Source organism: Massilia putida, from assembly GCF_001941825.1.
GTDB lineage: Bacteria > Pseudomonadota > Gammaproteobacteria > Burkholderiales > Burkholderiaceae_D > Telluria > Telluria putida.
The window spans coordinates 3098994-3117912 of the sequence record NZ_CP019038.1; the positions used below are offsets into that span (position 1 = coordinate 3098994).

Genomic DNA, 18919 nt, shown 5'->3' on the forward strand with positions numbered 1-18919 from the left:
TGCGCGGGAACGACGGGCCTCACGCTTTCTTGAGCTGCTCCCCGATCGGCAACTTGCGCACCCGCTTGCCCGTAGCCGCGAACACCGCATTCGCCAACGCCGGCGCGATGCCCGCCGTCCCCGGCTCGCCGATCCCGCCCGGATCGTCGTGGCTGTTCACGATATAGACCTCCACGGCCGGCGCCTCCGGCATGCGCATCACGCGGTAGTCGGAGAAGTTCGTCTGCTGCACCCGCCCCTTCTCGACCGTCACCTCGTCCCACAGCGCCGCGCTGGCGCCGAACACGATGCCGCCTTCCATCTGCGCGACGATGGTGTCCGGATTGACGTTCTGGCCGCAATCCAGGGCGCACACGACGCGGTGCACGCGCACGTCGCCATCCGGCCCCACCGACACTTCCGCCACCTGCGCCATATAAGTGCCGAAGGCAAACTGCGTGGAGACACCGCGTCCCAGCTTGCGCCCCGCGATCGGTTTCAGCGGCTTGCCCCATCCGGCCTTCTCGGCCGCCAGGTTCAGTACCGCCAAGGTGCGCGGGGATTTCTGCAGCAGCGAGCGGCGGAACGCGACGGGGTCGGTCTTGCTCGCATACGCCAGCTCGTCGATGAAGCTCTCGACGACGAAGACGTTGTGCGTGGGCCCGACGCCGCGCCAGAACGCCGTCGGCAGGCCGGGCGGCTCGTGGCGCATGTATTCGACGCGGATGGCGGGAATCGCATACTGCAGGTCGGCCGCCACTTCCACCGCGTCCGGATCGACGCCGTTCTTGACCATCGGCGGCGCGAAGCGCGACATGATCGACGATCCCGTCACCCGGTGGAACCAGGCCACGGGCATGCCCTTGTCGTCGATGCGCGCCGACATGCGGTCGACGTAGTACGGGCGGTACATATCGTGCTGGATGTCTTCCTCGCGGGTCCAGATGATCTTGATCGGTCCCTTGGCCAGCTTGGCGAATTCCACCGCCTGGATCACGTTGTCGACCTCGAGCCGGCGCCCGAAGCCGCCGCCGATATAATGGTTGTGCACGCGGACCTTCTCCAGCGGCAGCCCGGTGATCTTGGCGGCCGCGCCCTGCGCCAGCGCCGGCACCTGCGTGCCGACCCAGATGTCGCAGCCGTCCGGCTTCAGGTCGACCGTGCAGTTCATCGGCTCCATCGTCGCGTGCGCGAGGAACGGGACTTCGTAGATGACGTCGATGCGGCGGCCCGGGCCGGCATCCAGCGCCTTGAGCGCGTCGCCCTTGTCCGTGGCGACGGCGCCCGTGTTCTGCGACACCTTCATCATGTCCGCGACGATGCCGGCCAGGCTGACGTTGGCGTTGGTACCGTCGTCGAAGCGCGGCGCGGCCGCCGCCAGGCCCTGTTTCGCGGCCCAGAAATGTTCGGCCACGACGGCCACGGCGCCTTCGATGCGCAGCACCTGGCGCACGCCTTTCACGGCCATCGCCTTCTGCTCGTCGACGGCCGCGACCTTCCCCCCCAGGACAGGGGATGCCGCCACGGCAGCGATCCCCATGTTGGGCAGGCGAGCATCGATGCCGAATTGCGCGGACCCGTTGACCTTCGCCGGCGAATCCAGCCGCTTGACCGCCTTGCCGACCAAGGCGAACTGGGACGGGTCCTTGAGCTTGACCTCGGCCGGAAACTTCAGCTGCGACGCCGCGTCCACGACTTCGCCGAAGTGCACGGCACGGTTCGACGCCTCGTGGCGGATCGTTCCGGCCACGACCTTGACATCGCCCGGTTCGACGTTCCAAGTCTTGGCCGCCGCCTGCACGAGCACCGTGCGGACCTTCGCCCCGGCCTCGCGCAGCGGTTTATAGGTGGCGCGGATCGACGTCGAGCCGCCCGTCACCTGGCCGCCCAGCAGCGCGTCGGCGTACAGCGAATTGTTGGCGGGCGCCTGCTCCAGCTTCACCTTCGAGAGATCGGCGCCCAGTTCCTCGGCCAGCAGCATCGGCAGCGACGTGAACGTGCCCTGCCCCATCTCGACCTTGTGGATGATGAGGGTGACGATGCCGTCGCGGTCGATGCGGATGAAGGCGTCGTGCGCGAGGCCCGGCGCCTCGTTGGTCATGGCGGTCGAGGCCTGGCCGACGGCCTTTTCGGAGGGCGGCTCCTTGCGGTCGCCGGACGGCGCCTCGCCCTGCCGCGGCTTTTGGCAGCCGAACAGCGAGAAACCGAACAGCAGGCTGCCGCCGCCGGCCGCACCGGCTTTCAGCAACTGGCGGCGTTTATTCGAAACGGGTTCCTTGGTCATCTGGTCCATGTGGTCGTCCCCTTTCACGCCTGGCCAGACGCGATCTTGATCGCCTTGCGGATGCGGTTGTACGTCCCACAGCGGCAGATATTGCCGGCCATGGCGTTGTCGATGTCGGCGTCGCCCGGTTTCGGGGTCGCGTGCAGCAGCGCGGTGGCGGACATGATCTGGCCGGACTGGCAGTAACCGCACTGGACGACGTCGATCTTGCGCCACGCCTCCTGCACCTTGGCCCCGACCGGGTCGTTGCCGATCGCCTCGATGGTCGTGATCTTCTTGCCGGCCGCCGCCGACACGGGCGTCACGCAGGAGCGGATGGCCTGGCCGTCCAGGTGCACGGTGCACGCGCCGCACAGGGCGGCACCGCAGCCGAACTTGGTGCCGGTCAGGCCGAGCACGTCGCGGATGGCCCACAGCAAGGGCATGTCGTCGGGGATATCGAGGTTGGTGGCGGTGCCGTTGACGTTCAAGGCGGGCATGGGGGTTCCTTTCCTTAGCGAATGATCAACTATAGGATGAAGACTGGCAGCAACGGCGCACGCCTGCTTGAGCCTGGATGTCTGCATAAAAATCAGGCATTCGGGCTTTTGGTGTATCCTATGGCCCATCGCAACAACGGCTTCACGCCAACTATGCCTGAGCACCCTGCTGACGTCCGTTCGGACGTTAAAACCCACCGGTCGCTGTTCGAACGGTTGACCGCACTGATTTCCCCCGAGCCCGAAAACCGCGCCGAGCTGCTCGAAGTGCTGCACGACGCCCACGAACGCAACCTCATCGACGCCGACGCCCTTTCCATGATCGAGGGCGTGTTCCAGGTCTCCGACCTGTCGGTGCGCGACATCATGGTCCCGCGCTCCCAGATGGACGTGATCGACATCACGAAGCCCATCGAGGAATGGCTGCCGATCGTGCTGGAGACGGCTCACTCGCGCTTCCCCGCCATCGAGGGCGAGCGCGACAAGGTGGTCGGCATCCTGCTCGCCAAGGACCTGCTGCGCTACTACGCGGAAGAATCGTTCGACGTGCGCGACATGCTGCGCCCGGCGATCTTCATCCCGGAATCGAAGCGCCTGAACGTATTGCTGCGCGACTTCCGCGCGAACCACAACCACATGGCCATCGTCGTCGACGAGTACAGCGGCGTGGCCGGCCTGATCACCATCGAAGACGTGCTGGAACAGATCGTCGGCGACATCGAGGACGAGTACGACTTCGACGAGGAAGAGGACAACATCCTCTCCATCAAGGAGGGCCAGCTCGGCCCGCGCTGGCGCGTGAAGGCGCTGACGGAGATCGAGCAGTTCAACGAAGAAATCGGCGTCGACCTGCCCGAGGACGACGTCGACACCATCGGCGGCCTCGTCGCGAGCCACCTGGGCCGCATGCCGCACAAGGGCGAAGTCTTCGACCTCGAGAACCTGCGCTTCGAAGTGCTGCGCGCCGACGCCCGCCAGATCCACGTACTGCTGGTCGAGAAACTCCCGGCCAACGACGACGATCACGATTGACGCGGGACCCGTAGTGTTGGAAACCAGTCTGAACCTGCGGCGGCGCCGCAAGCCCGCCGTGGCGCCCGATCCCGCGCTGCGCGGCACGCGGCCGAGTGCCATGGGCCTCGTCGTCGCGGCGCTCGTCGGCTTTGCCACCCTGTTCTCGTTCGACCCGTTCGGCTGGTGGCCCGTCCAGTTCCTGTCCCTCGCCTATTTGTTCTACCAGGTCGGCATGGGCAGTTCGACCCGCCGCGCCGTGCTGCTTGGCTGGGCGTTCGGCTTCGGCTGGTCGGTCGCCGGCATGCACTGGCTCTATATTGCGCTGAACCGCTTCGGCGACCTGCCGGCCGTGCTGTCCGCGATCGCCATCGCGCTGCTGGGACTTTATATGGGCCTGTTCGGCGCGCTCGCCTCGGGCGTTTCATCCTGGCTGCGCAAGCGCTGGTCGCTGCCGGTTCCCGCCTTCCTGCTGCTCGTCTTCCCCGTCTGCTGGGGCGTGTCGGAATGGATGCGCGGCTGGGTGTTCACCGGATTTCCCTGGGCGGCCTCCGGCTATGCGCACGTGACGGCCCCCCTTAGCGGCTTCGCGCCCATCCTCGGCGTGTACGGCATCGGCGTGCTGGTGGGCGTGTGCTCGGCCTGCATCGTGATGCTGACCCAGCGCCGCAAGCTGCCGGCCGTCGGCCTGTTCGCCGCGCTGCTGCTGGCCGGCTGGGGCCTGAAACACATCGCGTGGACCGAACCCGCCGGCAAACCGCTCACCGTGCGCCTCGTGCAGGGGAACATCCGCCAGGACGAAAAATTCAGCGCCGAGCACCTGGGCGACATCCTCGTGCGCTACCGCGACATGATGACGGCCGCGCCGGCCGACCTGATCGCGGCGCCGGAGACGGCGATCCCCGTGTTCCCGAACCAGCTGCCGCCCGGCTACCTGCAAACGTTCCGCGACTATGCGGCGCGCACCGGCAGCGCGTTCATGTTCGGCATCCCGCTGGCCACAAGCATGACGGTCTATGCGAACAGCGTGGCCGGCATCGGCCCGCAAGGGCAGTCCTACCGCTACGACAAGCAACACCTCGTGCCGTTCGGCGAATTCATCCCGACGGGCTTCCGCTGGTTCACGGACCTGATGCAGATCCCGCTGGGCGATTTCACGCGCGGCCCGGACGTGCAGGCGCCGTTCGCCGTGAAGGACCAGCGGGTGCTGCCGAACGTCTGCTACGAGGACGTGTTCGGCGAAGAGATCGCGAAGAACCTGCGCGCGGAAGCGCAACCGGCCACCGTGCTGTTGAACGTGTCGAACCTGGCGTGGTACGGCGAATCGGTGGCGATCCCGCAGCACCTGCAGATCTCGCGCATGCGCACGCTCGAGACGGGCCGCCCGATGCTGCGCGCGACGAACAACGGCGCCACCGCCGTCATCGACGGCCGCGGCAACGTCGCCGCGCTGCTCCCGTTCTACAGCCAAGGCACGCTGGCGGCGACGGTGCAGGGCATGGCCGGCACCACGCCGTACATCCGCTTCGGCAACCTGCTGTTCCTGGCCCTGGGCGCCCTGCTGCTGGGCGGCGCCTGGTTCGCCGGGCGGCGGCGGCAGGCGAACGGATAAAATAGCGATTCACTTCAAGCCAATCAGTAAAACCCGCTAGAATTGGTGTTTTAGCAAACCCACCGTGTTCGCGCCCCCGTGCGCGCGAAGCCTACAAGATGCTCACATTCCAACAAATTATTCTGACTCTGCAAACCTACTGGGACAAGCAGGGTTGCGCCCTGCTCCAGCCGTACGACATGGAAGTCGGCGCGGGCACCTTCCACACCGGCACCTTCCTGCGCGCGATCGGACCGGAACCCTGGCGCGCCGCGTACGTGCAGCCGTCGCGCCGCCCCAAGGATGGCCGCTACGGCGAGAACCCGAACCGCCTGCAGCACTATTATCAGTACCAGGTCGTGCTGAAACCGGCGCCGGAAAACATCCTCGACCTGTATCTCGGTTCGCTGGAAGCGTTGGGCCTGGACCTGAAAAAGAACGACGTGCGCTTCGTCGAGGACGACTGGGAAAGCCCGACCCTGGGCGCCTGGGGCCTCGGCTGGGAAGTCTGGCTGAACGGCATGGAAGTCACGCAGTTCACCTACTTCCAGCAGGTCGGCGGCCTCGATTGCAAGCCCGTGCTGGGCGAGATCACGTACGGCATCGAGCGCCTGGCCATGTACCTGCAGGGGGTCGAGAACGTCTACGACCTCGTGTGGACGGAGTGGGAAGAGAATGGCGTTAAGAAGACGCTCAGCTACGGCGACGTCTTCCACCAGAACGAAGTCGAACAGTCGACCTACAACTTCGAGCATTCGAACACGGAACTGCTGTTCCAGGCCTTCGCCAACCACGAGAGCGAAGCCAAGCGCCTGATCGAACTGGCGCTCACGCTGCCCGCGTACGAGCAGATCATGAAGGCCTCGCACAGCTTCAATTTGCTGGATGCGCGCGGCGCCATCTCCGTCACCGAGCGCGCCGCCTACATCGGCCGCGTGCGCACCCTGTCGCGCCTCGTCGCCCAGGCTTATTACGATTCGCGCGAGAAACTGGGCTTCCCGATGCTGCCGAAGACCGCTGACGACGCAAAAGCCGCCGCCTGAGTCCAGAATAGAACACACAAATGATGAATCAAACACTACTCGTCGAACTGCAGACCGAAGAACTGCCGCCGAAGGCGCTCGTGAAACTGGGCGCCGCGTTCGCCAACGGCATCGCGAACGGCCTGAAAGCCCGTGATTTCCTCGACGCCGACAGCGTCGTCACGTCCTACGCCACGCCGCGCCGCCTGGCCGTCTCCATCACGAACGTGCACGGCACGTCGCCGGACAAGGCCATCCGCGAAAAAATCCTGCCGGTGACCGTCGCCCTCGACAAGGACGGCAACCCGACCGCGCCGCTGGCCAAGAAGCTGGCCGCCCTCGGCTTCCCCGACCTGAAGATCAGCGACCTGGAACGCGCCCCGGACGGCAAGGCCGACAGCTTCTTCTACACGTACACGGCGCCGGGCAGCGGGCTCGCCGAGGGCCTGCAGCCGGTGCTGGAAGAGACGGTCGCCAAGCTGCCGATCCCGAAGGTGATGAGCTACCAGCGTCCGGACGGCGCGACCGTGCAGTTCGTGCGCCCCGTGCACTCGCTGCTGGCGCTGCACGGCGAGACTGTCGTGCCGTTGTCCCTGCTGGGCCTAGCGGCCGGCCGCAGCACGCTCGGCCACCGCTTCCTGTCGAACGGCCATCCGTTCGATATCGTCCATGCGGACGCCTACAATGAACTGCTCAAGGTCTTCGGCAAGGTCGTCGCGAATGCCGAGGAACGCAAGGAATCGATCCGCACCCAGCTGCTGGCCAAGGCCGGCGCCGACCAGGTCCTGATGCCGGAATCGCTGCTCGACGAAGTCGCTGCGCTGGTCGAATGGCCCGTCGTCTACGAATGCCATTTCGAAGACGCCTTCCTGGCCGTGCCGCAGGAATGCCTGATCCTGACCATGCAGACGAACCAGAAATACTTCGCGCTGACGGATTCGGCTGGCCGCCTGCGCTCGCGCTTCCTGATCGTGTCGAACCTCGCGACCGACGATCCGTCCGCCATCATCGGCGGCAACGAGCGCGTCGTGCGCCCGCGCCTGTCGGATGCCAAGTTCTTCTTCGAGCAGGACAAGAAGAAGTCGCTGGAATCGCGCCTGCCGCTGCTGGCCAACGTCGTCTACCACAACAAGCTGGGCACGCAGCTTGATCGTACGCAGCGCGTCACGCGCCTGGCCGGCGCCATCGCGCGCCGCCTCGGCTACGACGTGCTGCTGGCCGAACGCGGCGCGCAGCTGGCGAAGGCCGACCTGCTGACCGACATGGTCGGCGAGTTCCCGGAACTGCAAGGCATCATGGGCACGTACTACGCCCGCAACGACGGCGAGCACGAGGAAGTGGCGCTGGCCGCATCCGAACACTACCAGCCGCGCTTCTCCGGCGACGCGCTGCCGTCCACGAACACGGGCCTCACGGTCGCGCTGGCCGACAAGCTGGAAACGCTGGTGGGCATCTGGTCGATCGGCCTGCAGCCGACCGGCGAGAAGGACCCGTTCGCGCTGCGCCGCCACGCACTGGGCGTGATGCGCATGCTGGTCGAGAAGCGCCTTCCGCTCGCGCTGTCCGACCTGCTCAAGGATGCCGCCGGCGTGTTCGACTACATGCCGACCTTCAAGGATCCGACGCTTGACGTCACGGCGTTCATGCTGGACCGCCTGCGCGGCCTGCTGCGCGACCGCGGCTTCGCGCCGAACGAGGTCGAAGCGGTGCTGGCGCAGAACCCGGACCGCGTGGACGATGTCGTGCAGCGCCTGGAGGCGGTGCAGGCCTTCGCGGCGCTGCCGGAAAGCGCGTCGCTCGCTGCCGCCAACAAGCGCATCTCGAACATCCTCAAGAAGAACGAGGAGGCACTGGCCCAGGCCGGCAGCGTCGATGCAGCCGTGCTGCAGGATGCCGCGGAAAAGACGCTGTACGCGAGCGTGCAGCGCGTGCAGCCGGACGTCGACGCAGCCTTCGAGCGCGGCGATTTCACCGGCACCTTGAAGACGCTGGCGCAGCTGCGCGACGACGTCGACGCGTTCTTCAACGACGTGATGGTGATGGCGGACGACGTCGCCTTGCGCAACAACCGCCTGGCCCTGCTGTCCATCCTGCACCGCATGATGAACCGCGTGGCCGACATCTCGAAGCTGGCGGTATAAGAGGAAACGAGGCGAAACGCACCATGAAGCTGATCATCCTCGACCGGGATGGGGTCATCAACGAGGACTCCCCCGATTTCATCAAGTCGCCCGCCGAATGGATCCCGATCCCGGGTTCGCTGGAGGCGATCGCGCGCCTGAACCAGGCCGGCTACCGCGTCGTCATCGCGTCGAACCAGTCGGGCATCGCGCGCGAGCTGTTCGACATCGCGACCCTGAACGCGATCCACCAGAAGCTGCACGCGAGCGCGCAACTGGTGGGCGCGGACATCGACGCGATCTTCTTTTGCCCGCACGCGGCGATCGACAACTGCGACTGCCGCAAGCCGAAGGCCGGGATGTTCGAGGAGATCAGCAAGCGCTTCAAGGTCAGTCTCAAGGGCGTGCCCACGGTGGGCGATTCGCTGCGCGACCTGCAGGCCGGCTTCATCTGCGGCTGCGTGCCCTACCTGGTCCTGACCGGCAAGGGCGAGAAGACCTACGCGACGGGCGGCCTGCCGCCCGGCACGCAAGTCTTCCCCGACCTCGCCTCCATGGTCGACGCCTTCCTCAAGACCGCGTCCACGCCAACACCCGCCAACGCATGATCGTCAACGAATGATCGCCACTACCGCCACACCCGCCACGGAGACCACGCCTTTGCGTACCGCCGCCCTGTTCCTGCGTTCCCTGCTCTTCGCGATCGTCATGACGGTCGCCACCGTCGTCTGGGCCTGCGTCTGTTTTCTGGCGGCGCCGTTCCCGTACAAGACCCGCTTCTTCGTCACCTCGCGCTGGAACGTATTCATCATCTGGTGCGCCCGCGTCATCTGCGGCGTCCGCTACCAGGTGAAGGGCTACGAGAACCTGCCTGACCAACCGGTGATCCTCCTGTCGAAGCACCAGTCGGCATGGGAGACGATCTTCATGCTGCCGAATATGAAGCGGCCGCTCGTCTATGTCTTCAAGAAGGAAATCCTGTACATCCCGTTCTTCGGCTGGGGCATGGCGCTGCTGCGCATGATCCCGATCGACCGCAGCAAGGGCAAGCGCGCGTTCGCGCACGTCGTCAAGATCGGCAAGGCGCGCCTTGCGGATGGCCAGTCGATCATCATGTTCCCCGAAGGGACGCGCATCCCCGTTGGCCAGAAAGGACAGTACAAAAGCGGCGGCACGCGCCTGGCGATAGAAACACGTGCGATGGTCGTGCCGATCGCGCATAATTCAGGTGAGTGCTGGCCCAAGAACTCGTTCATCAAGCGGCCCGGCCTCATCACCGTCTCGATCGGCAAGCCGATATCGCCGGAAAACCACACTGCCGACAGTCTGATGCAAGAGGTCGAAAATTGGATAGAATCGGAAATGCGCGTCATTTCGCCCCACGCCTATTCAGGTACCTGAACGAACTGGGCGCGCAGACCAAAGCACCATCGAAGCCGCCCACCATGACCTCCCCCAAGATCGACGCGAACCAGCTGGAGCTGTTTGCCCAGGAACTCGTCGCGACGCTCAAGCCATCGCCCGTGCCTGCGGCGAAACCGGCGCCACCGGTCCCGCTGTTCAAGGCACCGCCGGCGCCGACGCGCACCCTGCCCATTCCGCCCGTCGGCCCGAACGACCCGCCGCTGCGGCGCATCCAGCTCGGATCGCACACCGTGCACTACGTCCTGCGCCGCTCCGCGCGCCGTTCGCACGGCTTCATGGTCTGCGACGAGGGCCTGTTCGTGACGTCGCCGAACCGCGCGCCGCTGGACGACATCGAGCGCGCCATCCGCGCCAAGCAGCGCTGGATCCTCACCAAGCTGTTCGAACGGGGCGAGCGCCGCGCCCAGCGCGCCGAACGCGCCCCCGTGGAATGGGTCGACGGCGCGCAACTGCCCTACCTGGGCAACGACATCACGTTGCGCCTGGAGCCGGCCGCGCGCAGCCACTGCGTCTACGATGCCGACACGCGCACGCTGCACCTGGGCGTGACGCCAGGCCTGGAGACGTGGCAGATCCGCGAGCGCGTGAAGCTGTGGTTCCAGGACGAGGCGAAACGGCTGTTCGGCGAACGCCTGGACCTGTACGCGCCGCGCGTGGGCGTGACCTATCACTCGTTCGCGATCTCGTCGGCCGGGACGCGCTGGGGCTCGTGCACGGTGGCGGGGAATATCCGCCTGAACTGGAAGCTGGTGCACTATCCGCTCGCGCTGCTGGACTACGTCGTCGTGCACGAACTGGCGCACCTGCGCGAGATGAACCACAGCCCGGCATTCTGGGCCGTCGTCGGCGAGGTGTTCCCGGATTACGATGGCGCCAAGGCGGCGCTCAAGAAGCGGTCGGTGGAGATGCCGGTTTTATTTCCCGACGAATGATGCAATAGTGGGCACGTTTCATTTGAGGCCCCGGCCTCAAATGAAACGTGCCCGCCAAGCGTAGGTTCAAGAGGCGCGGAACTGCAGCTCGCCCGTCGCACGCGCCTCGACGATGCCGCGCATCGCGCTGACCTCGTCCTTGTTCAGGCACCGGAACGGAATGGGCAGGGTGCCCCGCTTCAGGACCATCATGAAGCCGCTCGAATACGTGCGGATGCGCTGCACGTCGTCCCAGCCGATCAGGCTCACGCCGGTGTCGCTGGTGCGCACGATGCCGTGCTGGTCGATCTGGAATTCGTAGGTGCGCTTCCCGCGCCGCAGGAGCACGAAGTGCGCGGCCGCCGACAGCGTGCTTTTCAGGCGCAGGTAGAGGCCCATCGGCCAGCGGATGTGGCGGCGGCGGATCAGATAGCCGCCGTGCTCCCACATGAAGCGCACGTATTCGGCGAACGAGTAGCGTACCCAGAAATGCAGGCTGTAACGCTCCGCCGGCGGATGCACGGTCGGAATCGTGGCCGCCGGCATCGCGTCGGCGCCAAGATCCTCGGTGTCAGGCTGGTCCAGAAGCGCGGCCCCGCCATCCACGTTGCCGGCCGCTCGCGAGCGATTTGACCACAACATGTGCATCCCCTTTCATTTTCTAATTAAAGAGAATGGTAGCAAAAGCTAGGCGATAATTTGTTGCAAGAGTTCAACAGTGCGCACTGTCGCGCCCCGGTGGCGCGCTGCGAAGGCCAGCGCCCGCGCGCCCATCGCGGCACGACGGCCGTCGTCGTCGAGCAGGGCGGCGGCCGTGCGCATCAACGCGGGGGCATCGACTACGCGCAGCGCGGCGCCCGCGGCGACGGCTTCCTCGGTCGCCTGCAGGAAGTTGAAGGTATGCTCGCCCACCAGCACCGGCTTGGCCAATGCACAGGCTTCGATCAGGTTCTGGCCGCCCAGCGGCAGCAGGCTGCCGCCGATGAAGGCACAATCGCAGGCCGCGTAGTAGGCGAACATCTCGCCCATCGAATCGCCCAGCAGCACGTCGGTGTCCACCTGCTGCGGCAGTGCCGATCGGCGCGCCAGGGTCAGGCCGCGCTCTTCGGCCATGCGCGCCACCTCGTCGAAGCGCTGCGGATGACGGGGCACCAGCACGAGCAGCATGCCGGCCGGGCGCCTGTCCATGGCCTTGTACGCGTCGAGGATGAGCGCCTCTTCTCCTTCGCGCGTGGAGGCGCACAACAGCACGGGGCGATGCGCGAAGCGCGCGCGCAGCATGGCGCCCGTGTCCAGCGCGGCCTGCGGCGGCACGACGTCGAACTTGATGCTGCCCGTGACGGCGACGTTCGGCGCACCCAGCGATGCGATGCGTTCGGCGTCCGCCTCCGTCTGCGCGGCCACCAAGGCGATCGCGCGGGCCGCATCCGTCATCAGGCCACCGATCTTGCGGCCGCGGCGCAGCGAACGTTCCGACAGGCGCGCATTCACGAGCGCCACCGGGACCCCTTGCGCGGCGCAGCCGTGGATCAGGTTCGGCCACACTTCCGTCTCCATCAGGATGCACAGCGCGGGCTCGAAGTGACGCAGGAAGCGGCCGACCATGAAGCCGGTGTCGTAGGGCAGGAACGACTGGACGACGCGGTCGCCGTGCTTGGCGAACAGCGCGCGGCCCGTGGCGCGGCCCGTCGGCGTCATGTGCGTGAGCAGGATGCGGCAATCGGGACGCGCGGCCAGCAGGGCTTCGATAAGGGGCTCGGCCGCGCGCGTCTCGCCGACGGAGACGGCGTGCACCATGATGGTCGGGCGTTGTTCGAGCCGGCGGCCGTAGAAACCGAGGCGCTCGCCCAGGTGCGTGCGGTAGCCGGGTTCGCGCCGCCCGCGCCACCACAGACGGCCCAGCACGAGCGGCAACGCCAGCCACCACATCAGCGAATACAGCACACGCATCAGCGGTTCTCCAGCAAGCGCCGCGTGGCCGCCACGACCTCGTCGACCGACGGCGGCGAGCCCGTGTCGCCCAGGTTGACGATACGCGGCGACCAGTTGCCTTCGGTCTTCCAGCGCGGCGAGTCGGCATAGATCTCGACCGTCGGCCGCACGAAAGCGGCGGCGATGTGCGTGAGGCCCGTGTCGACGCCCACCGCGAGCGCCGCGTGGCGCGCCAGTTCCACCGCGTCCATCATCGACAGTTGCGGCAGCACGCGCGCGTCCAGCAGTGCCGCCGCGAGTCGTTCGGCTTCTTCCTTCTCGCGCGGCGAGCCCCATGGCAGAAGTATCGTCATCGGCGCCAGTGCCTGGCCGAGCGCGATCCAGTGCGCGGCAGGCCATTTTTTCGCGTCGCGCGCCGTCCCGTGGAAGAACACGGCGTAGTCGCCGGGCGGCATCCAGGCTGGGCGCGTGCTGCCTTCGGGCGGCGGCAGGCCGAAATCGGGCGGCGTGTCGACGGCATAGCCGAGCGCCGCGGCCACGACCTGGCGCCCGCGCGCCACCGCGTGCGTGCGCAGGGCGACCGGGATGCTGCGGCTGTGGAAGATGCGCGAGATGCCTTCGTAGCCCGAGTCCTCGGTGCCGTTGGCCATGCCGATCTTCTGGCCGCCGCGGGCACAGGCCATCACGATACCCGTCTTGATCAGGCCCTGCGTGTCGAACACGTAGTCGTACCGCTCCGCGCGCAGGTCGCGGAAGAAGCCGCGCAATTCCGCGCGCACGGCGGCATGCTTGAGCCCTTTGCGCCAGCGCCGCAGCGCGAACGGGATCACCTTGCGCACGAGCGGATTGAGTTTCACGAGGCTGACGTAGCCCTCTTCCACCACCCAGTCCACCTGGGCATCCGGAAAGTGGCGCCGGATGTCGGCCACGATCGGGAGATTGTGCAGGACGTCGCCCAGCGACGAGACCCGCACCAGCAGGATCTTCATCAGAACGGCAGCTTTGCGTCGGGCTTGGCGGCCAGGATCACGCGCGCGAATTCTTTCTGGATGCGGTCCAGTGCTGCCGGGTTCTCGCCTTCGAAACGCAGCACGACGACGGGCGTCGTGTTCGAACCGCGCGCCAGGCCGAAGCCGTCCGGGTATTCCACGCGCAGGCCGTCGATGTCGACAATGCGGTCGGCGCCCGGGAATTGCGCTTCGGCGCGCAGCTTGTCGATCAGCGCGAAGTTCTCGCCTTCCTTCAGGTGCAGGTGCAGTTCGGGCGTGCTGGACGCGATCGGCAGGCCGTTCAGCAGCGCCGACGGATCGAGCTCGCGCGTGAGGATCTCGAGCAGGCGCGCGCCCGTGTACAGGCCGTCGTCGAAGCCGAACCAGCGGTCCTTCCAGAAGATATGGCCGCTCATTTCGCCGCCCAGCGGCGCGCCCGTTTCCTTCAGCTTGGCCTTGACGAGCGAGTGCCCGGTCTTCCACATCAGCGGACGGCCGCCGTGCTGCTCGATCCACGGGCCCAGGTGGCGCGTGCATTTGACGTCATACAGGATCTCGGCGCCCGGGTTGCGCGACAGGACGTCCTGCGAGAACAGCATCATCTGGCGGTCCGGGAAAATGATCTGGCCATCCTTGGTGACGACGCCCAGGCGGTCGCCGTCGCCGTCGAACGCCAGGCCGATCTCGGCGTCCGACGTTTTCAGGCAGTCGATCAGATCCTGCAGGTTTTCCGGATGCGCCGGGTCCGGGTGGTGGTTCGGGAAGTGGCCGTCCACGTCGCAGAACAATTCGATCACGTCGCAGCCCATGGCGCGGAACAGGTCACCCGCGACCATGCCGGCCACGCCGTTGCCGCAGTCGACCGCGATCTTGACCGGACGCGCGATCTTGACGTCGGCGACGATGCGTTCGACGTAGGCGGCCTTGATGTCGTGGGTCGAGTAGCCGCCCTGCTTGGCGGCCGGCTGGAAGTCGTCGCGCTCGATGGCCTGATACAGGGCCTGGATGGCGTCGCCGTAGATCGCCTCGCCGGCGAGGACCATCTTGAAGCCGTTGTAGTCCGGCGGATTGTGGCTGCCCGTGACCATGATGCCCGAACGCGCACCCAGCACGTTGGTGGCGAAATAAACCATCGGCGTCGCGACCATGCCCAGATCGATGACGTCCACGCCCGCGGCCTGCAGGCCCGCGGCCAGCGCCTGCGCCAGCTCCGGACCGGACAGGCGGCCGTCGCGGCCGATGATCACGGTACGCTCTCCCTTGGCCAGCGCGGCGGCGCCGAACGCCTGGCCGATGCGCCGCGCAATCCCTGCGTCGAGCGTGCTGCCGATCACGCCGCGGATGTCATAAGCCTTGAAGATCGTTTTCGAGAGAGGAACCATGGATTATCTACCTTGCTGGACTGGGCACCGAATGCGCGCACGCGGGCATAGCGATCGCCGATTGGATCGGATGACGGAAAAAGGGATATTGTAACGGCAAGCAGGGAGACGCGGATGACGATCCGGTGAAACGTGAGCATTTACAGGGAGATCCGCGGACGCGAATGCTCCCTGTAAAAGAGGATGCGGGGAACGCGCGGAATCAGACGCGCAGTTTGTCCAGCGATTTACCGCCCTCGACCCATTCCTTGACCCATTTCGGCTGGCGGCCGCGGCCGGTCCACTGTTGCGACGCATTGTCCGGATTGCGATAACGGACGGCCACGGTGCCGACATTCGCGCCTGCCGATTTGCCGCCACGGCCGCTGGTGCTGATCAGGTCTTTCAAAGGCACACCTACGCTCTGTGCGATGGCCATGATCTGCTCGCGCGCCTTTTGTACTTCCTGAACCTCGCGTTTCTTCATTTCCTGCTTGATCTGCTCCTGCAGGTTGCGCAAATCGCCCAAGGACAAATTAGACAGATCCATCTTGATTCCTTATAAGTAGAGTCTAGGTGTAAGGGATTTTATCGAATATTCACCAATTCTCGCAATATACTACAACTGAAATTTCTTCAGTGTTTTTTGTGCCAAATCAGCCAGCGCGGGGACTTGAATCTCACGATACGCGCGTACAACCATACGTAGCTGATAATGAACAACAAGCAGAAGAATATCAAAATTCCCGTATTCCGCCAGAACACGGTTGCCGGGATAACGGCGGTGAGGGAAAACAACCACAGGTATGGCGACGTCCGCGCATTCCTTTTCATCAGCGCACGGGCTTCTTTGCGGCCGACGGTCCATTGCACGATGCGCCGGAAAATCAGACTGTGCAGGTGGATTCCGTCCGGCATCGTAGGCGATTTCCCACGCACAAACATTCGGCGATAAACGGAAAAGACGGTTTCGAATGTCGGATAAATCAGCAGCAATGCCGCATACCACGTCGATACCTGGGGATTGCGCATCACCAGCAGCAAAGCCAGTTCGCCCAGCATGAATCCGATGAAATAAGCGCCGCCGTCGCCGAGGAAGATGAGACCGACGGGGTAATTCCAGACGAGGAAGCCGGCCGTCGCGCCGGCCACCGTCAATGCGGAAACCAGCACGAACATGTCGCCCACCTGCCAGCCCACGTACGCGAGCGACAGCAGCATGAAGATCGTGACCACGCTGGCCAGGCCATTGAAGCCGTCGATGATATTCACCGCATTCGCAATACCGGCAACGGCCAGTACGGTCAGCGGCAATACCAGCCACAGCGAATCCAGGCTCCAGCTGACGAAAGGCATATCCAGGCGCGCGATTTTCGCATCCAGCACCACATAGCCGAGCAGCGCCGCCGTCATCGTCAATATCAGGCGGCGCGAGGGACGCACCGTACCCGTATAGTCTTCGACGATACCGCCGGCGAATGCGATCGCCGAACAACCCAGCAATGCCACCAGCCAAAAACCCAGGGCCGGTACCCGCCATACGGAAATGCCGGCGCTCAGGGCAACGGCCAGGAAGATCGGCAATCCGCCAATGCGCGCCACCGCGTGTTGATGGACCTTCTGCACGCCCTTGAAATTATCGTCGAGCGCCGGGCCGTGCAATTTCGAATGCTTGACGATCAGGAGCGTCAGCAGCGCGGACACAACAAAACTTACGAAGAAAGAAAACATTATTATTTTTCAGATGCAACCCGGCGGATGACGGTCATCGGCGCGGAGAAATGGGACGGTCATGCGCGATTCGATTCCGGCTCCCGCCCTGGTGAAGACGAGCCATTGTACCGGATTGGCACTCGGCAATCCGGACCTCAGCAGTGTACGCGCGCATGTGCCGTTCCGATTGAGAAAATACGAAATACCGAAACTTTGACGAAGCAACAAGACAATTTACAATCGGTAATGCATCCGGACGGGCTCGTACACGAAACCCGGATAAATCCTTTAGTATCGATACTGAAAAAACGAAATGAATCCGAAATGAAGACCTATGTGATCGGCGACCTGCAAGGGTGCGCCCACGAAGCCGGCCTGCTGCTGGAACAAATCGAGCCGGGCGCCCGCATCCTGTTCGTCGGTGACCTGATCAACCGCGGTCCCGATTCGCTGGGCGCGCTGCGCCGCGTGAAGGCGTTGTCGGACGCGAGCGATTGTCGCGTCGACGCGCTGCTCGGCAACCACGACCTGCACCTCCTGGCCGTCGCCGTTGGCGCCCAGAAGATGAGCCGTTCGGACACGCTGGACGAGATCCTGGCCGCCCCCGACCGCGATGCGCTGATCGACTGGCTGCGCCGTCGTCCGCTCGCGATGTTCGTCGACGCGCACCTGCTGGTTCACGCCGGCGTGCCGCCGCAGTGGACGGCGGCGCAGACGATGGCGCTCGCGGCCGAAGTCGAGTCGGTGTTGCGCGGCGACCACTGGATCGAGTTCCTCGGCCAGATGTACGGCAACGAACCGGATCGCTGGGACGACGGCCTGACGGGCATCGCCCGCCTGCGCTGCATCGTCAACGCGCTCACGCGTATGCGCCTGTGCTGGCCGGACGGGCGCATGGACTTCGCCCACAAGGAAAGCGACAAGGGTCCGGACGGGTCCGATCTGCGGCCGTGGTTCGATTTGCCCGAACGCCGCACGGCCGACGTCACCGTCGTGTTCGGGCACTGGTCGGCGCTGGGCCTCGTGCTGCGGCCCAACCTCGTGGGCCTGGACAGCGGCTGCGTATGGGGCGGCAAGCTGACGGCCGTGTGCCTGGACGACCGCTCGCTGCTGCAGGTGGATTGTCCCGAGTATCGGGAACACAGCGGCAAAAAGTAGAAAAGGAAACGTCATCCCGGCGGATGCGGGGATCCATACTGAATTTCCGAAGTCGGAAACTGAATGCAGCACGACACGTCGCCCGAGCCGAATCCAGTACTTCAGTATGGGGTCCCGCTTTCGCGGGAACGACGTGGCCGGGTTTGCCCCAGCGCCTCCGCAATCGCATCATGCGCCGCCTGCGCCAGTTCGCGCCGGTGCGCGCCCGCCGCCGGGATCGGCGCCAGGCAGGCCAGCCGCGCGACGACCGGCTCGCCCCCGAGGATGCGCACGATGCTGTCGACGAACGTCGTCTCGCCCGTGTAGTCGACGGACGGATGCCAGGCGCCGTTGCCGTCGACATAGGCCAGCGCGACCGGCTGCACGGGCACGGCGGCGTCGATGGCCGCTTCGAACAGATTGGCGTGGAACGGCAGCAGCATGCCTTGGCTGGCCGTCGTCCCTTCCGGGAAGAAGGCCACGCGGCGGCGTTCGGCCAGCGCGTCCACGAGCCCTTTGAAAATGTGGCGCAGGTCGCGGCGGTTGCCGCGCGCGATGAACACGGTGCCGGCCTGCGCGACGAGCCAGCCCACGACGGGCCAGGCGCGGATCTCGGCCTTGGCCACGAAGCGGCAGGGATGCACGGCATTGATGACGAAGATGTCGAGCCACGAAATGTGGTTCGCCACGATGAGCGCATGCGCGAGCGAATCTTCTCCCGCCACGCATTCGAGACGCACGCGGCAGACACCCAGCAGGCGCGCGGACCAGCGCCGGATCAGGCGCTCGCGCAGAGCGCCGCTCGCCCACGGAAACACGAGGGCGCAGGTGGCCAAGCCCTGGACGAGATGGAGGACGACGCGCGCGAGGCGCAACGCAAGCTTGATCTTCAATGGAGGCTCGAAGGAAACGCCGCGCAGGCCGCGGCCGCAGCGATTGTACCGCTGCGGCCGCGGCTTGCGCTC

General features: G+C 65.6%; 17 protein-coding genes. 8 read left to right on the top strand and 9 right to left on the bottom strand.

Features of this window, described 5'->3' with window-relative positions; translation table 11 throughout:
* Nucleotides 1–19: 19 nt before the first annotated feature.
* Together BVG12_RS15940 and BVG12_RS15945 are read right to left on the bottom strand one after the other, a co-directional pair.
* Nucleotides 20–2272, bottom strand: a complete 2253-nt coding sequence (locus tag BVG12_RS15940) for a xanthine dehydrogenase family protein molybdopterin-binding subunit (RefSeq protein ID WP_229503901.1) — start codon at nt 2270–2272, stop codon at nt 20–22.
* Between the two features lie 14 nt (nt 2273–2286).
* The gene (locus BVG12_RS15945; protein ID WP_075793260.1) at nt 2287–2742 is read right to left on the bottom strand and encodes a (2Fe-2S)-binding protein; all 456 of its coding nucleotides are present in this window, start codon (nt 2740–2742) and stop codon (nt 2287–2289) included.
* 153 nt (nt 2743–2895) lie between these two features.
* Between BVG12_RS15945 and BVG12_RS15950 the strand changes: the two genes are divergently transcribed.
* The 7 genes from BVG12_RS15950 to BVG12_RS15980 all read left to right on the top strand — a co-directional run bounded on the left by BVG12_RS15950 (nt 2896) and on the right by BVG12_RS15980 (nt 10843).
* Nucleotides 2896–3774 (top strand): CorC family transporter, encoded by an 879-nt coding sequence (locus BVG12_RS15950; protein ID WP_075796396.1) that lies wholly within the window; start codon nt 2896–2898, stop codon nt 3772–3774.
* Nucleotides 3775–3787: 13 nt separating this feature from the next.
* On the top strand, nt 3788–5365 hold the full coding sequence (gene lnt, locus BVG12_RS15955) for an apolipoprotein N-acyltransferase (RefSeq protein ID WP_229503902.1): 1578 nt from the start codon (nt 3788–3790) through the stop codon (nt 5363–5365).
* Nucleotides 5366–5463: 98 nt separating this feature from the next.
* On the top strand, nt 5464–6387 hold the full coding sequence (glyQ, locus tag BVG12_RS15960) for a glycine--tRNA ligase subunit alpha (protein ID WP_075793261.1): 924 nt from the start codon (nt 5464–5466) through the stop codon (nt 6385–6387).
* Between the two features lie 23 nt (nt 6388–6410).
* Nucleotides 6411–8507, top strand: a complete 2097-nt coding sequence (glyS, locus tag BVG12_RS15965) for a glycine--tRNA ligase subunit beta (RefSeq protein WP_075796397.1) — start codon at nt 6411–6413, stop codon at nt 8505–8507.
* Between the two features lie 23 nt (nt 8508–8530).
* Complete coding sequence (gmhB, locus tag BVG12_RS15970; RefSeq protein ID WP_075793262.1) at nt 8531–9094, top strand: D-glycero-beta-D-manno-heptose 1,7-bisphosphate 7-phosphatase; 564 nt, start codon at nt 8531–8533, stop codon at nt 9092–9094.
* A 10-nt stretch (nt 9095–9104) separates the two neighbouring features.
* Complete coding sequence (locus BVG12_RS15975) at nt 9105–9887, top strand: lysophospholipid acyltransferase family protein (RefSeq protein WP_083685096.1); 783 nt, start codon at nt 9105–9107, stop codon at nt 9885–9887.
* Nucleotides 9888–9931: 44 nt separating this feature from the next.
* A complete protein-coding gene (locus BVG12_RS15980; RefSeq protein ID WP_075793263.1) occupies nt 9932–10843 on the top strand; it encodes a M48 family metallopeptidase in 912 nt (303 codons plus the stop codon).
* Between the two features lie 66 nt (nt 10844–10909).
* Here the strand turns inward: BVG12_RS15980 and BVG12_RS15985 are convergent, their stop codons facing one another.
* The 6 genes from BVG12_RS15985 to BVG12_RS16010 form a co-directional block, all read right to left on the bottom strand.
* The gene (locus BVG12_RS15985; RefSeq protein WP_229503903.1) at nt 10910–11464 is read right to left on the bottom strand and encodes a YcxB family protein; all 555 of its coding nucleotides are present in this window, start codon (nt 11462–11464) and stop codon (nt 10910–10912) included.
* Between the two features lie 45 nt (nt 11465–11509).
* Nucleotides 11510–12772 carry a lipid IV(A) 3-deoxy-D-manno-octulosonic acid transferase gene (gene waaA, locus BVG12_RS15990; protein WP_075793264.1) on the bottom strand — a complete coding sequence of 421 codons (1263 nt, stop codon included), beginning with the start codon at nt 12770–12772 and terminating at the stop codon, nt 11510–11512.
* Nucleotides 12772–13743, bottom strand: a complete 972-nt coding sequence (gene waaC / locus BVG12_RS15995) for a lipopolysaccharide heptosyltransferase I (protein ID WP_075793265.1) — start codon at nt 13741–13743, stop codon at nt 12772–12774. Before waaC ends, waaA begins: the two co-directional genes overlap by 1 nt.
* Nucleotides 13743–15125, bottom strand: a complete 1383-nt coding sequence (locus BVG12_RS16000) for a phosphomannomutase/phosphoglucomutase (protein WP_075793266.1) — start codon at nt 15123–15125, stop codon at nt 13743–13745. The genes waaC and BVG12_RS16000 overlap by 1 nt, the downstream gene beginning before the upstream one ends.
* A gap of 202 nt (nt 15126–15327) precedes the next feature.
* Nucleotides 15328–15654 (bottom strand): H-NS histone family protein, encoded by a 327-nt coding sequence (locus BVG12_RS16005; RefSeq protein WP_075793267.1) that lies wholly within the window; start codon nt 15652–15654, stop codon nt 15328–15330.
* 86 nt (nt 15655–15740) lie between these two features.
* Nucleotides 15741–16835, bottom strand: a complete 1095-nt coding sequence (locus BVG12_RS16010; protein WP_075793268.1) for an MraY family glycosyltransferase — start codon at nt 16833–16835, stop codon at nt 15741–15743.
* Between the two features lie 306 nt (nt 16836–17141).
* On the opposite strand from BVG12_RS16010, the gene BVG12_RS16015 reads away from it, so the two are divergent.
* Complete coding sequence (locus BVG12_RS16015; protein WP_075793269.1) at nt 17142–17975, top strand: symmetrical bis(5'-nucleosyl)-tetraphosphatase; 834 nt, start codon at nt 17142–17144, stop codon at nt 17973–17975.
* A gap of 101 nt (nt 17976–18076) precedes the next feature.
* Here the strand turns inward: BVG12_RS16015 and BVG12_RS16020 are convergent, their stop codons facing one another.
* On the bottom strand, nt 18077–18847 hold the full coding sequence (locus BVG12_RS16020; protein ID WP_075793270.1) for a lysophospholipid acyltransferase family protein: 771 nt from the start codon (nt 18845–18847) through the stop codon (nt 18077–18079).
* Nucleotides 18848–18919 lie beyond the last annotated feature (72 nt).